The sequence below is a fragment of the Bradyrhizobium sp. T-12 genome (assembly GCF_058314695.1).
The window spans coordinates 4,193,206-4,206,699 of record NZ_CM177756.1 but is presented as its reverse complement, the minus strand read 5'-3'; the positions used below and the strand labels follow the sequence as shown (position 1 = coordinate 4,206,699).

10 protein-coding genes are annotated in these 13,494 nt (G+C 66.4%); 4 read left to right on the top strand and 6 right to left on the bottom strand.

Annotation, left to right across the window (positions count from 1 at the left end; all coding sequences use genetic code 11):
* The first annotated feature begins 23 nt into the window (after positions 1–23).
* Together der and AC0WRY_RS19925 are read left to right on the top strand one after the other, a co-directional pair.
* A complete protein-coding gene (gene der / locus AC0WRY_RS19930) occupies positions 24–1,403 on the top strand; it encodes a ribosome biogenesis GTPase Der (protein WP_491120592.1) in 1,380 nt (459 codons plus the stop codon).
* Positions 1,400–2,656: a TCR/Tet family MFS transporter gene (locus tag AC0WRY_RS19925; RefSeq protein ID WP_491120590.1), complete on the top strand. Its 1,257-nt coding sequence runs from the start codon at positions 1,400–1,402 to the stop codon at positions 2,654–2,656. Before der ends, AC0WRY_RS19925 begins: the two co-directional genes overlap by 4 nt.
* Positions 2,657–2,762: 106 nt before the next feature.
* Here the strand turns inward: AC0WRY_RS19925 and AC0WRY_RS19920 are convergent, their stop codons facing one another.
* From AC0WRY_RS19920 to radA, 6 genes are all read right to left on the bottom strand, one after another.
* Positions 2,763–3,989 (bottom strand): ABC transporter substrate-binding protein, encoded by a 1,227-nt coding sequence (locus AC0WRY_RS19920; RefSeq protein ID WP_491120588.1) that lies wholly within the window; start codon positions 3,987–3,989, stop codon positions 2,763–2,765.
* A 169-nt stretch (positions 3,990–4,158) separates the two neighbouring features.
* Positions 4,159–5,307, bottom strand: a complete 1,149-nt coding sequence (locus AC0WRY_RS19915) for an NHL repeat-containing protein (RefSeq protein WP_194402491.1) — start codon at positions 5,305–5,307, stop codon at positions 4,159–4,161.
* Between the two features lie 76 nt (positions 5,308–5,383).
* Positions 5,384–6,124: an SDR family NAD(P)-dependent oxidoreductase gene (locus tag AC0WRY_RS19910; RefSeq protein ID WP_194402490.1), complete on the bottom strand. Its 741-nt coding sequence runs from the start codon at positions 6,122–6,124 to the stop codon at positions 5,384–5,386.
* Between the two features lie 159 nt (positions 6,125–6,283).
* Positions 6,284–7,807: an amidophosphoribosyltransferase gene (gene purF / locus AC0WRY_RS19905; RefSeq protein WP_194402489.1), complete on the bottom strand. Its 1,524-nt coding sequence runs from the start codon at positions 7,805–7,807 to the stop codon at positions 6,284–6,286.
* A gap of 27 nt (positions 7,808–7,834) precedes the next feature.
* A complete protein-coding gene (locus AC0WRY_RS19900; protein WP_011086837.1) occupies positions 7,835–8,464 on the bottom strand; it encodes a CvpA family protein in 630 nt (209 codons plus the stop codon).
* 167 nt (positions 8,465–8,631) lie between these two features.
* Complete coding sequence (radA, locus tag AC0WRY_RS19895; protein ID WP_194402488.1) at positions 8,632–10,077, bottom strand: DNA repair protein RadA; 1,446 nt, start codon at positions 10,075–10,077, stop codon at positions 8,632–8,634.
* 193 nt (positions 10,078–10,270) lie between these two features.
* Here radA and AC0WRY_RS19890 point away from each other — a divergent pair, with 193 nt between their 5' ends.
* Both AC0WRY_RS19890 and AC0WRY_RS19885 read left to right on the top strand, forming a co-directional pair.
* A complete protein-coding gene (locus AC0WRY_RS19890; RefSeq protein WP_194402487.1) occupies positions 10,271–11,419 on the top strand; it encodes an ABC transporter substrate-binding protein in 1,149 nt (382 codons plus the stop codon).
* A 17-nt stretch (positions 11,420–11,436) separates the two neighbouring features.
* Positions 11,437–13,488 carry a putative bifunctional diguanylate cyclase/phosphodiesterase gene (locus tag AC0WRY_RS19885; RefSeq protein ID WP_194402486.1) on the top strand — a complete coding sequence of 684 codons (2,052 nt, stop codon included), beginning with the start codon at positions 11,437–11,439 and terminating at the stop codon, positions 13,486–13,488.
* The last annotated feature ends 6 nt before the right edge of the window (positions 13,489–13,494 follow it).

Genomic DNA, 13,494 nt, shown 5'->3' with positions numbered 1-13,494 from the left:
CCCCGGCAGCGCACGAATGACCGATGTCCTTCACGATCGCCATTATCGGCCGGCCCAATGTCGGCAAATCGACGCTGTTCAACCGTCTGGTCGGGCAGAAGCTCGCGCTCGTCGATGATTTGCCGGGGGTCACCCGCGATCGCCGCGAGGGCGAGGCCAGGCTCGGCGATCTCGAATTCACCATCATCGACACCGCCGGCCTCGACGAGGGCGCCAAGGGCTCGCTGACCGCGCGGATGCAGGAGCAGACCGAAGCCGCGATCGCGCAGGCCGACGCGCTGTTCTTCGTGATCGATGCCCGCATCGGCCTCACGCCCACCGATCGCGCTTTCGCCGATTTCGCCCGCAAGGCCAACAAGCCTGTGCTGTTGGTCGCCAACAAGAGCGAGGGCAAGCACGGTGATGCCGGCGCGATGGAGGCCTTCGCGCTCGGGCTTGGCGATCCCATCCAGATCTCGGCCGAGCACGGCGAGGGCATGGGCGAGCTCTATGATGAGCTCGCCAAGCTGATGCCGGAGCCCGTCGATGAGGACGAGGACGACGGCGTGCCGCTCACGGAGGAGGAGGCCGCGACCCGCCCGATCCGCGTCGCCATCGTCGGCCGGCCCAATGCCGGCAAGTCGACGCTGATCAACCATCTGCTCGGCGAGGAGCGCCTGCTGACGAGCCCGGAGGCCGGCACCACGCGCGATTCCATCGCGGTCGAGATCAACTGGAAGGGCCGTGATTTTCGCGTGTTCGACACCGCGGGTCTCCGCCGTCGCTCGCGCATCGAGGAGAAGCTGGAGAAGCTCTCGGTCGCCGACGCGCTGCGTGCGGTGCGCTTTGCCGAAGTCGTCGTGCTGATGATGGACACGCAGAACCGCTTCGAGGAGCAGGATCTGCGCATCGCCGATCTGATCGAGCGCGAGGGCCGCGCCATCGTGCTCGCCGTCAACAAATGGGACCTGATGGAGACCAAGGGCGGCGGCGCGATCTCGGGCTTGCGCCGTGATGCCGATCACTGGCTGCCGCAGGTCAAGGGCGTGCCGATCGTCGCGGTGTCGGGCCTGATGGGCGAGGGCATCGACCGCCTGATGCAGGCGGTCCAGGACGCCTATGCGGTCTGGAACAGGCGCGTGCCGACCTCGGCGCTCAATCGCTGGTTCGAGCAGGCGGTCCAGGCCAATCCGCCGCCGGCGGTGTCCGGCCGCAGGCTGAAGCTGAACTACATCACGCAGAACAAGGCGCGCCCGCCGAGCTTCGTGCTGTTCTGCTCGCGCGCGGACGCGGTACCGCAGTCCTATCTGCGCTACCTCACCAACTCCATGCGCGAGACCTTCGATCTGCCGGGTACGCCGGTGCGCATCACCCTGCGCGAGAAGGCCAATCCCTTCGCGCACAAGCGCAAGCGGCCGTCGTGAGCGATGGCGCCGGAGAGGTGACGGCGCCGGGCGCTGTGCCAGCGAGGGGCGGCGCGGTTGCCTTCATCTTCGTCACCATCCTGCTCGACATGCTCGCGCTCGGCGTCATCATGCCGATCCTGCCGAAGCTGATCGAGAGCTTCGTCGACAACGACACCGCGCACGCGGCTCGCATCTTCGGCCTGTTCGGCACCGCCTGGGCCCTGATGCAATTCGTGTTCTCGCCGCTGTTAGGGGCACTGTCGGATCGTTTCGGGCGGCGGCCGGTGGTGCTGCTGTCGAATTTCGGGCTTGCCGCCGACTACGTGCTGATGGCGCTGGCGCCGTCACTGGCCTGGCTGTTCGTCGGCCGCGTCGTCTCCGGCATTACGTCGGCCAGCATCTCGACGGCCTTTGCCTATATCGCCGACATCACGCCGCCGGAGCGGCGCGCGGCGGTCTTCGGCCGGATCGGCGCAGCCTTCGGCGCCGGCTTCGTGCTCGGTCCGGCGCTGGGCGGCCTGCTCGGCGACATCGATCCGCGCCTGCCGTTCTGGGCCTCGGCGGGATTGAGCCTCGCAAATGCGCTCTACGGGCTGTTCGTCCTGCCGGAATCGCTGGCGCCCGACAAGCGCGCACCGTTTCGCTGGCGAACCGCCAGTCCGCTCGGAGCGCTCCACTTGCTGCGCTCAAACGCGGCGCTGGCCGGATTGTCCGTCGTCAATTTCATCGCGCAGGTCGCGCATGTCGTGCTGCCCTCGACCTTCGTGCTCTATGCCACCTATCGCTACGGCTGGGATTCCAAGACCGTGGGATTGACGCTGGCGATGGTCGGCATCTGCGCCATGCTGGTGCAGGGGCTCGCGATCGGTCCCATCGTGCGTGTGCTGGGCGAGCGGAACGCGTTGCTGCTCGGCCTGTGCTGTGGCGCGCTCGGCTTCGTGGTCCTGGGCGCGGCGCCGACCGGGCCGCTGTCCTGGATCGGAATTCCCATTCTGGCGTTGTGGGGCATTTCGGGTGCGGCGTCGCAAGCGTTGATGACACGGCTGGTGGCGCCCGAGCAGCAGGGTCAGCTGCAGGGCGCGACCGCGAGCGTGCAGAGCGTCTCGCAGCTCGTCGGCCCGTTCCTGTTCACGCTGACCTTTTCCTATTTCATCGGCGCCAACGCGCCGCTGCATCTGCCCGGCGCGCCGTTCCTGCTGGCGGCGGCGCTGATGGTGGTGTGCGTCGCGATTGCGGTGCGGACGCTGGGTGGACCGAGGACGGTCTCGTAGGGTGGGCACTAGAAGTAGGGCGGATTAGCGAAGCGCAATCCGCCGTCTTCCAGATGAGAGAAGAGGCGGGTTACGCCTGTGGCTAACCCGCCCTACGACCTCTCGCCTATTTCTTCACCAGCGGGCAATCGCTGTCCTTGAGCGGCTTGGCGGCGTCTTCCGCCGAGATCGTGGCGATCTGCTTGTAATAGTCCCACGGTCCCTTCGACTCCTCGGGCTTCTTCACCTCGAACAGATAGGCCGGGATGAGGCGGCGGCCGTCCTGGCGCAGCGGGCCGTTGCCGAACAGCGGATCGTCGGTCGGCAGCTCCTTCATCTTGGCGACGACCTTGGCGCCGTCATGCGGATTGCCGCCGAGCGCCTCCATCGCCTTGAGATAGTGCAGCACCATCGCGTAATTGCCGGCCTGGGTCATCGACGGCATCGCGTTCTTGCTGGCGAGCGCCGAGAAGCGCTTGGACCATTCGCGGGTCTTGTCGTTCAGGTCCCAGTAGAACGATTCGGTGAAGGTCAGGCCCTGCGCGGTCTTCAGGCCCAGCGAATGCACGTCGTTGATGAACAGCAGCAGCGCGGCGAGCTTCTGGCCGGCGGAGACGATGCCGAATTCTGCCGCTTGCTTGATCGAGTTCGTGGTGTCGCCGCCGGCATTGGCGAGGCCCACGACCTTGGCCTTGGACGATTGCGCCTGCAGCAGGAAGGAGGAGAAGTCCGCGGTGTTGATCGGATGCTTGACGCTGCCGAGCACCTTGCCGCCGTTCGCTGTCACGACCGCCGAAGTGTCGCGCTCCAGCGCGTGGCCGAAGGCATAATCGGAAGTCAGGAAGAACCAGCTGTCGCCGCCCGCCTTGGTCAGCGCCTTGCCGGTGCCGTTGGCAAGCATGTAGGTATCGTAGGTGAACGAGATCGTATTCGGGGTGCAAGCCTTGCCGGTCAGGTCGGCGGAGGCGGCGCCGGAATTCAGCAGCACCGCGTTCTTTTCCTTGACGAGGTTGCTGACCGCGAGGGCGACGCCGGAGTTCGGCGTGTCCGCGATCGCGTCTACCTTCTCGTTGTCGATCCACTGCCGGGCGATGTTGACGCCGACGTCGGGCTTGTTCTGATGGTCGCCGCTGATGACGTCGATCTTCCAGCCCTTCTTGAGCAGGCCGGAATCCTCGACAGCCATCTTGATCGCGACCACGGAGTTCGGGCCGCCGATGTCGGCATAGAGGCTCGACATGTCATTGAGCACGCCGATCTTGACGGTCTTGTCCTGCGCGAAAGCGGATGTTGCAAAACCGAAGGCGGCACAGGCCAGAAGGGCCGCAGAGCGGCGCGCGAACGTCGTCGTCATAAAAGGTTTCCTCCATTGTCAAATATGCGGACGGCTCTCTTCCGGAGCCTCGTTCCGGCTGATGGCTCTAGCCTGTCCGAGGCCCGGCGGCAATGCGCCTAAAGCCGGATGACGCTTTCGTCGCAGCGTCATCCGCAGGTTAACTTTTTGGACAAAATGCGTTGAGACGCTATTTGAGTGCGTCCGATGTCAGCTTGAATTTCTGGATGCGCTTTCCGGTGTCGACCTCGGCGGTATAGACATTACCCTTGGCGTCGATCGCCATGGCGTGCACCCAGTGGAATTGACCGGCGTTGCGGCCGCTGTGCCCGAAGCTGCCGACCACGCTGCCGTCCTCGCGCTTGATCACCCTGATCTCGTTGTTCTCGCCGTCGGCGCTGAGCAGCCAGGTTTGCTTCGGATCCGGCCAGATCGCGATGTCCCACACCGCGCCGTTGCCGAGCGTGTTCTTCTCGAAGAAGAACTCCTTCACGAAGCTGCCGTCCTTTTTGAACACCTGGATGCGGTTGTTGATGCGGTCGCAGACATAGACGAGGCCGTCATTGGCGAGCTTCACACAGTGAACCGGATTGCCGAATTGCTGCGCGGCCGGCGCCTTGGGATCGTAGGGCGCCTGCTTGGCGTCGTCGGGCTTGTTGCCGTAGGCGCCCCAGTGACGCTTATAGGCCAGCGTCGTCGCGTCGAACACGATGACGCGGCGGTTGCCGTAGCCGTCGGCGATGTAGATCTCGTTGGCCTCCTTGTCGATCGCGGTCTCGGCAGGCTTGCCAAGCTGCGTCGTGTCGTTGCTGCCGAGGCTCGGCGCGAACTTGCCGATCTGGGCGACGAACTTGCCGTCGAGCGTGAATTTCAAAATGGCGTTGTCGTTGTCGGCATTGCCGCCGACCCAGACGAAGCCGCGCTCGTCGACCTCGATGCCGTGCTCGCGGCCGACCCATTCGTAGCCCTGGCCTGGCCCGCCCCAGGACCGCAGCAGATTGCCCTCGGCGTCGAACTCGAGCACGGGCGGCGCCGACACGCAGCATTTCGAGCGGGGCGGGGTGAGGCTCGCGCCCTTCTCGTCGTCGGTGAGCGAGCGCGGGCGATGGATCACCCAGATGTGGCCCTGCCAATCGACCGTGATGCCGCCGACCTGACCGAGGATCCAGTTGTTGGGCAGCTGCTTCGGCCAGGAGGCATCGACCGCGAAGGTCGGGATATCGCCGGCCCGCGCTGTGCCCGGAAGCACGAATGCCACCGCGACGACCAGGATCGAGACGGCGTGAGAGACATTCGCGAGCGCACGCGCAAAACCTGCGCGACCATGCCATTGCGTCATGGTGACCTCCCTTTTGGCTTGCGGCTTGCTGCCGCTTGAGCGGCGGCAGTCAATCGCGGGGAGGCATGCGAGTCAATCAGGCGGGCGAACGGAAGCTCATCAGCGTGCGCGTCTTGTAATCGTAGAACTTGCCGGTCTCGGTCCAGTCGGGCGCGCACATCGGCACGATGCGTTCGGCGACTTGCTCGGGCGTGTCGAGCGTCGCCGGATCCTCGCCCGGCATCAGCGTGGCGCGCATGCGGGTACGGACCGGCCCCGGGTTGAACAGATTGACGCGCAGCTTGGTGTTCGCGGTCTCCTGCGCCCAGGCGCGCGCCAGCGTCTCCAGCGCGGCCTTGGACGCCGCGTAGGGGCTGACATAGGCGGTTGCCTTGTTGGCAGCGCCCGAGGTGATGAACACGGCGCGCCCCGCGTCGGACTGCTTCAGCAGCGGCTCCATGCAGCGGATCAGCTGAAAGTTCGCGGAGACGTTGACCGCCATCACGTCGGTGAAGGCCTTCAGCTCGATATGGCCGATCGGCGAGGAGGGGCCGAGCACGCCGGCATTGCCGACGAGGATGTCGAGCTTGCCATAGCGCTCATGCAGGCCGGCGCCCAGCCGCGCGATGCCGTCGGAATCGGTGAGGTTGAGCGGCACCAGGGTGGCGCTGCCGCCGAGTTTGCGGATCTCGTCGTCGAGCTCTTCCAGCCCGCCCTGCGTGCGCGCGGTGGCCACGATATGCGCGCCGGCCTTCGCCAGGGCGAGGGCGGTGGCGTAGCCGATGCCGCGCGAGGCGCCGGTGACGAGAGCGATGCGGTCAGCGAGAGGTTTTGTCATGGCGGGGTTTTACAGGCGTGGACGGCCCGGACAAGCCCCCGCGTGGTCGTCATTCCGGGGCGGTCCGCAGGACCGAACCCGAAATCTAGAAGTTCGAGGCAACACATCGAGATCCCGAGTTCGGCGCTTAGGCACCGCCACGGGATGACGGCTTCGCCGTCAGCTCGCCTCCGCCAGCAGCGACAGCTGCCGCGGCTGCTGCTCGGTCTGGGTCTGGTCGGTGAGGTGGGTCGGGTAGGCACCGGTAAAGCAGTGATCCGAGAACTTGGGATTGGCGGGGTCGCGGCCGGGCTCGCCCATGGCGCGGTACATGCCGTCGATCGAGAGGAAGGCGAGCGAGTCGGCGCCGATGATCTCGCGCATCTCCTCCAGCGAGTGCGTCGCCGCCAGCAGGCCGCCGCGATCCGGCAGGTCGATGCCGTAATAATCGGGATACAGGATCGGCGGCGAGGCGAGGCGGAAGTGCACTTCCTTGGCACCGGCATCGCGCATCATGCGCACGATCTTCTTCGAGGTGGTGCCGCGCACCAGCGAGTCGTCGATCAGGATGATGCGCTTGCCTTCGATCGCGGCGCGGTTGGCCGAATGCTTCATGCGCACGCCGGATTCGCGGATCGCCTGTGTCGGCTGAATGAACGTGCGGCCGACATAATGGTTGCGGATGATGCCGAGCTCGAACGGAACGCCGGAATGCTGGCTGTAGCCGACCGCGGCGGGCACGCCGGAATCCGGCACCGGCACGACGACGTCGATCGGCACGTGGCTCTCGCGCGCAAGCTGGGCGCCGAAGGCCTTGCGCACCTCGTAGACCGAGCGGCCGTGCACGACGGAATCCGGACGGGAGAAATAGATGTATTCGAAGATGCAGGGACGCGGCGCCATCGGCGGGAACGGCTTGTGGATGTCCTGGCCGTTCTCGTCGAACACGATGACCTCACCCGGCTCGATGTCGCGGATGAAGCGCGCGCCGATGATGTCGAGCGCGCAGGTCTCCGAGGTCAGGATCGGGCAGCCGTCGAGCTCGCCCAGCACCAGCGGGCGGATGCCCCGCGGATCGCGCGCGCCGACCAGCTTCTTGTTGGTCAGCGAGACCAGCGCATAGGCGCCCTCGATCTCGCGCAGCGCGTCGATATAGCGCTCGATGAAGCGGCTGCGCTTGGAGCGCGCGACCAGGTGCAGGATCACCTCGGTGTCGGTGGTCGACTGCATCATCGCGCCGTTCTTCACGAGCTCGCGGCGCAGCGTCAGGCCGTTGGTGAGGTTGCCGTTGTGGGCGACGGCGAGGCCGCCGGCATTGAGCTCGGCGAACAGCGGCTGCACGTTGCGCAGGATGGTGGCGCCGGTGGTGGAATAGCGGACATGGCCGACGGCCATGTTGCCGGGCAGGCGGTCGATCACCTCGCGGCGGGAGAAGGTGTCGCCGACGAGACCGAGCCGACGTTCACTGTGGAAACGGCTGCCGTCATAGGAGACGATGCCGGCAGCTTCCTGGCCGCGGTGTTGAAGGGCGTGCAGGCCGAGCGCGGTGATGGCGGCGGCGTCGGGGTGGCCGTAGATGCCGAAGACGCCGCATTCCTCGCGCAGCGTATCCCCCTCCAGATCGTCCTGGACCTCTAGCGCGGCCGGACCCGGGCCGGCGTGTGGATCGAGATCGAATTGGGCGTCCTGGTCAGGGTGTCGCATCTCGTCCACGCCTCTCTTTCGGGGCAATCAACGCGCCGCAGGTTTCTCGATCAGTTTCTTCAAACTGTCACGAGCAGGTTTACTGTATCCGTCGCCACTGCCCGAAGGCTGCTGCTCGGAATCAGCTTGATCATCATCTGGTTTGTTTTTCTTGAATCTCTTCAAGATGGTGTTCTCGGGGTCGTCAGGCAAGAGGGCCATCAGCCAATCCCCGGTTCCCTGCAGCACCACGCGGGACTTCGCGCCCGTGACCCAGTCCGGGCGCTGCTTGTCCGGCACCAGCCAGGTGAAGAACAGGAACGCGACGACGACGATCAAAAGCCCGCGAGCCAGGCCAAACAGGAACCCCAGCGTGCGGTCCAGCGCGCCGATGCGCGAATCCAGGATCATGTCGGAGATTCGGACCGTGATCACGGAGACCACGACCAGGGTGCCCACGAACACGCCCGCGACGACCACGACGCTCGCCACCGTGTCGTTGTTGAAATAGGTCTTGGCGGTCGGCAGCAGCTTCGAGAACGAGTACAGCGTCACGATCGCCGCCGCGCCCCAGGCCGCGATCGACAGGATTTCGCGCATGAAGCCGCGCACCATGGCGAGCAGGCCCGAGATCAGCATCACACCGAGCAGGATCAGGTCGAGGAGTGTTACTGGCATCGGCTGGTCTGGTCCGCTCGTACTTCGAAGGTGCTCTAGCGAATCGGTGTTTGGCCGCTGCCCTAAAAGAGGGGCAGACGGCGTTCCCGGCAAGGCCGCAACCACGCAATCCCATGCTGCTTTTGTGACGGCTGTATAGCGGCGGGGGCCTCCGGCGTCACCTCCACCTAGCCCTCTCCGCGGCGGAATCTTGCCGGTGTGGCATTTTTCTCGGCCGGCGTGTTCGATTCGCCCCGGCGCGAGCCGCGGGCGGCGATCTCGGCCACCAATGTCGTCAGGCTGTTGACCGCGTTCAGCGTCAATCCGGCATCGCCCCCGGTCTCGCCCCGTGCCGATTCGGGCAGCACGGCGCGCTGGAAGCCGAGTTTTGCGGCTTCCTTGAGCCGGGCCGGGGTCTGTGCCACCGGCCGCACCACGCCGGACAGCGAGATCTCGCCGAAATAGACCGCATCGGTCGGCAATTGCGCATTAACCAGGGATGACACCAGCGCCGCCGCGGCGGCGAGGTCGGCCGCCGGCTCGTGGATGCGCAGGCCGCCGGCGACGTTCAGATAAACGTCATGACCGGACAGCTTGACCCCGCAATGGGCCTCCAGCACCGCCAGCACCATCGACAGTCGGCTCGGATCCCAGCCGACCACCGCACGCCTGGGCGTGCCGAGCGAGGTCGGAGCCACCAGCGCCTGCAATTCGACCAGAACGGGCCGCGTGCCCTCGATACCCGCGAAGACTGCGGTGCCGGGCGTGCCGAGATCGCGCTCGGACAGGAACAGCTCCGAGGGGTTGGTGACTTCGCGCAGGCCGAGGCCGGTCATCTCGAACACGCCGATCTCGTCGGTCGGGCCGAAGCGGTTCTTCACGGCGCGCAGGATGCGGAATTGCTGTGAGCCTTCGCCCTCGAACGACATCACCGCGTCGACCATGTGCTCGACCACGCGGGGGCCGGCGATCTGGCCGTCCTTGGTGACATGGCCGACCAGGATGATGGCCGCGCCGGTCTTCTTGGCAAAACGGATCAGCGCCTGCGCCGAGGCGCGCACCTGGGTCACGGTGCCGGGCGCCGATTCCACCGTGTCGGTCCACATGGTCTGGATCGAGTCGATCACGATCAGCCGGGGCACCGCGCCCTCCGACAGCGTCGAGACGATGTCCTCGACCGAGGTCTCGGCGGCGAGCTGCACCGGCGCGTCCGACAGGCCGAGCCGCTCGGCGCGCAGCCGCACCTGCGCGATCGCCTCTTCGCCGGAGATGTAGACGATGCGGTGGCCGGCGCGCGCCATCAGGCTGGTTGCCTGTGTCAGCAATGTCGACTTGCCGATGCCGGGATCGCCGCCGACCAGCAGCACCGAACCACGGACGAAGCCGCCGCCGGTGACGCGGTCGAGCTCGGTCATGCCAGAGGACAGGCGCGGCGCATCCGGGCTCTTGCCGGCGAGGCTCTCCAGCGCAAACGTCCGGCCCTTGCGCTTGGAGCGGATCGAGACCGGCACGCTGCCGCTGGTGTCTTCTTCCGCGAGCGTATTCCACTCGCCGCAGGACTCGCACTTGCCCTGCCAGCGGTTATAGGCCGCGCCGCAGTTCTGGCAGACGAAGGAAAGCGTGTTCTTGGCCATGGGGATAGATGAGTCGAGGTTTCAGCTTGCTGATAGCACGGAATGGCAGGGTGATCGCCGGCGCTTCGATTATCTCAATTCGGCAGGCCAGATATACCTTTCATTAGCCCTGTGTCGCCGTGGCCGGGTGGATTTTGCGAAGTGTTAGCGGACGCGGGTCCAACCTCGGAACCATCGGGGGCGGCGAAGAGAAATGACGAGATTCCTGCGAATATTGCTCGCTGTGGGCATGGCCGGCGGCGTTTTCGCGTCCGCCAGCCCCAGCTATGCCAAGCCCCTCGACATCGTGTTCGTCAATCCCGGCAAGACCGGCGAGGTCTACTGGGACATGGTGGCGCAAACCATGCAGGCCGCCGGCCGCAAGCTCGATGCGCATGTCGAGGTGCTGACCAGCGAACGCAACTACCGCACCATGCAGGAGCTCGGCTTCGGCGTGGTCGCACGCCGTGACAAGCCCGATTTCCTCATCCTGTCGAACGAGGAATCCGCCGCCGTTCCGATCCTGGAAGCGGCCGAGGCTGCAGGCGTCAAGACGCTGCTGCTCTCGAACACGCTGATCGGCGAGGATGCGGTGCGTCTTGGACCGCCCCGGCAAAAGCTCAGGACCTGGCTCGGCGACATCACGACCGATCTTCAGACCGCGGGCGCACGGATGGCCAACGCCCTGATTGCGGCCGCTCGTGCCGAGAAATGGCAGAGCCCGGACGGCAAGATCCATCTTCTCGGCATCGGCGGCGACGAGATCACACCCGCCTCGATCGCGCGCAACGCCGGTCTCAAGCTTGCGGTGGATGCCGCGCCTGACGTCGTGGTGGACCGGCTGCTGTTCGCCAACTGGACGCAGTCGGAGGCCGAGCAGGTCACCACGAATTATCTGAGCTGGGCCTCGCGCAAGGAGATTCGGCCCGCCGGCATCTGGGCCGGAAACGATCCGATGGCGCTCGGCGCGCTGCGCGCGGTGGTCGCCGCCGGACTCGTGCCCGGCCGCGACATTCAGCTGGTCGGCCTCAACTGGTCGGAGGACGCGCTGCGCGAGATCAGGGCAGGCCGCCTGCTGCTGACCGACGGCGGGCATTTCCTGCTTGGCGGCTGGTCGATCGTCCTGCTGCGCGATTATGCCGACGGCTGCGATTTCGCGGCGGCCTCGCCCCGCGTCGAGGTCAAGACGTCTGCGATCACCCGCCAGAATCTCGCCTCGGTCGGCGACCTCATCAAGACACGTGCGTTCGACCGGATCGACTTCGCGCGCTTCAGGGCGAAGCCGGGACGCTGCGGCCATTACGACTTCTCGCTCGATGCGTTGATTTCGTCGCTGCCGCTTCCCGAAGGCGCCGCCGATTGATGCGCGAGGATGAGGCGATGAACGAGCCTGAAGGCAACGACGAGGCCGCGCCGCCGCGCCTGCGCTCGGTCGTTCGCGCCATGATCTGGGCCACCGTGCCCGTTCTGCTGCTGGTGCAATTGCTGGCCTCCGCCGGCGTCGAGGCTTCGAGCTTCTGGTCGCAGATCAGGCAGCTCGACGCCCGCATGGCCCGTGTTGCCGAGAGCCGCGCCGAGCTGATCGCCGAGCCGCTCTGGAAGATGCGCTACGACCAGGTCACGGGCGTGCTCAACGAGATCATGCACGACGAGACCATCGCTGCGGCGGCCGTCTATGACGACACGGGCGCTGCGATTGCCCGCGTGGTGGCGCGCCCCGAAGGACAGACGGTCGCGGAGGTCTCGCGTCCGATCCAGTACAGCAACGGCAACATGGCCGTTCAGGCCGGCCGCATCGCCATCGCCTATTCCCATGCGACGTTGTATGCGGACACCGGCAGCCGGATGGTGCTGCTGCTGGTCGTCGGCCTGCTCGCGACGTTTGCGACCCTGATCGCCATGCGGATCTCCGCCAACATCTTCATCGGCAGGCCGCTGGCGGCCATGATGTCGGCGATCCAGCGCAGCAAGCAGGACGGCCGCGCCTATCCGGCGGACGTCACATCCGCGAACGAATTCGGCCAGCTCGCGCGCGCCTTCAACGCCATGCAGCACACGACGTCGGGCGCGCTCGACCGGCTCGGACACATGGCCGCGCACGATCCGCTCACGGGGCTGCCCAACCGGCGCTCGCTGACCGAGCGGCTTGCCGTCGCGAGCCGCGATGGCGGCAGGCCGGACGCGCTGGTCGCGTTCTGCTTCATCGATCTCGACGACTTCAAGGGCATCAACGACACCTTCGGCCACGAGGCCGGCGACCAGCTCCTGGTGCATATTTCCCAGCGTCTTCGTCGTGCAGTCGAGGCGGAGGATTGGGTCGCCCGGCTCGGCGGCGATGAATTCGTCGTCATTCGCCCCGAGGTGAGCAACGAGGCGTCGGCGCACGCCTTCGCGCAGCAGGTGCTGGCCGCCATTTCCGAACCGATCCGGCTCCACGACAAGCAGGTCGTGCCGCGCGCCAGCATCGGCCTTGCCGTGCGCCGCGCCGACGATCCGGAGCTGTCGCACCTGCCGACGCTGGCCGATATCGCGCTCTATCATGCCAAGAGCAAGGCGCCCGGCACGGTCGCCGTGCTCGACGAAGCGCTGCAGCGCGACTATCGCCGCCGCAGGGATCTCGAGCTTGCCATCCCCACGGGCTTTGCCGAGGGACAGTTCGAGGTCTGGTACCAGAGCCAGGTCGACCTCGAGAGCCACGATGTCGTCGGCCTGGAAGCGCTGATCCGCTGGCGGCATCCCGAACATGGCGTGATCGGTCCGGCTGAATTCCTGCCGCTGATCGAGCGCAGCGGCAACAACGCGCGGCTGACCCGCTACGTGCTGACCGACGCCTGCTGGGCGCTGCAGCGGCTCGCCGCCGCCGGCAGGCCGCAGATCCGGATCGCGATCAATCTGCCGCCGTCCGAGCTTGCCGACCATTCGCTCGCCGCCGAGCTGCGCGCGACCTGCGCGCGTTTCGACGTTGCGGCCTCACTGCTGGAGCTCGAGATCACCGAGGGCTCGCTGATCAACAACATCGCCAGCGCCTCCGAGACGCTGCATCGCCTGCGCCGCCTGGGCGCCACGATCGCGCTCGACGATTTCGGCACCGGTTACAGCTCGCTCGCGCATCTCCGGCGTTTCCCGCTCGACAAGGTCAAGATCGACAAGGCGTTCATCAACGAGATTCCCGATAGCGCGGAAGACAAGGCGATCGTCGGCGTGATCGCATCGCTCGCCGGCACGCTGGGGCTCACTTTGGTCGCTGAAGGCATCGAGCGCGCCGAGCAGGCCGCGGCCATGCGCGAGATGGGCGTGAGGTTCGGGCAGGGCTACTTCTATCAGCGGCCGCAGCCGCTCGACGCCGTGCTGCAATGGCTCGAGACGCGGCCGGCGGTCGAAAGCCGCGTCCTCGCCGACAGCCCCTCGATCGCGCCCGAATTCGCCGCCTGAGCGCGA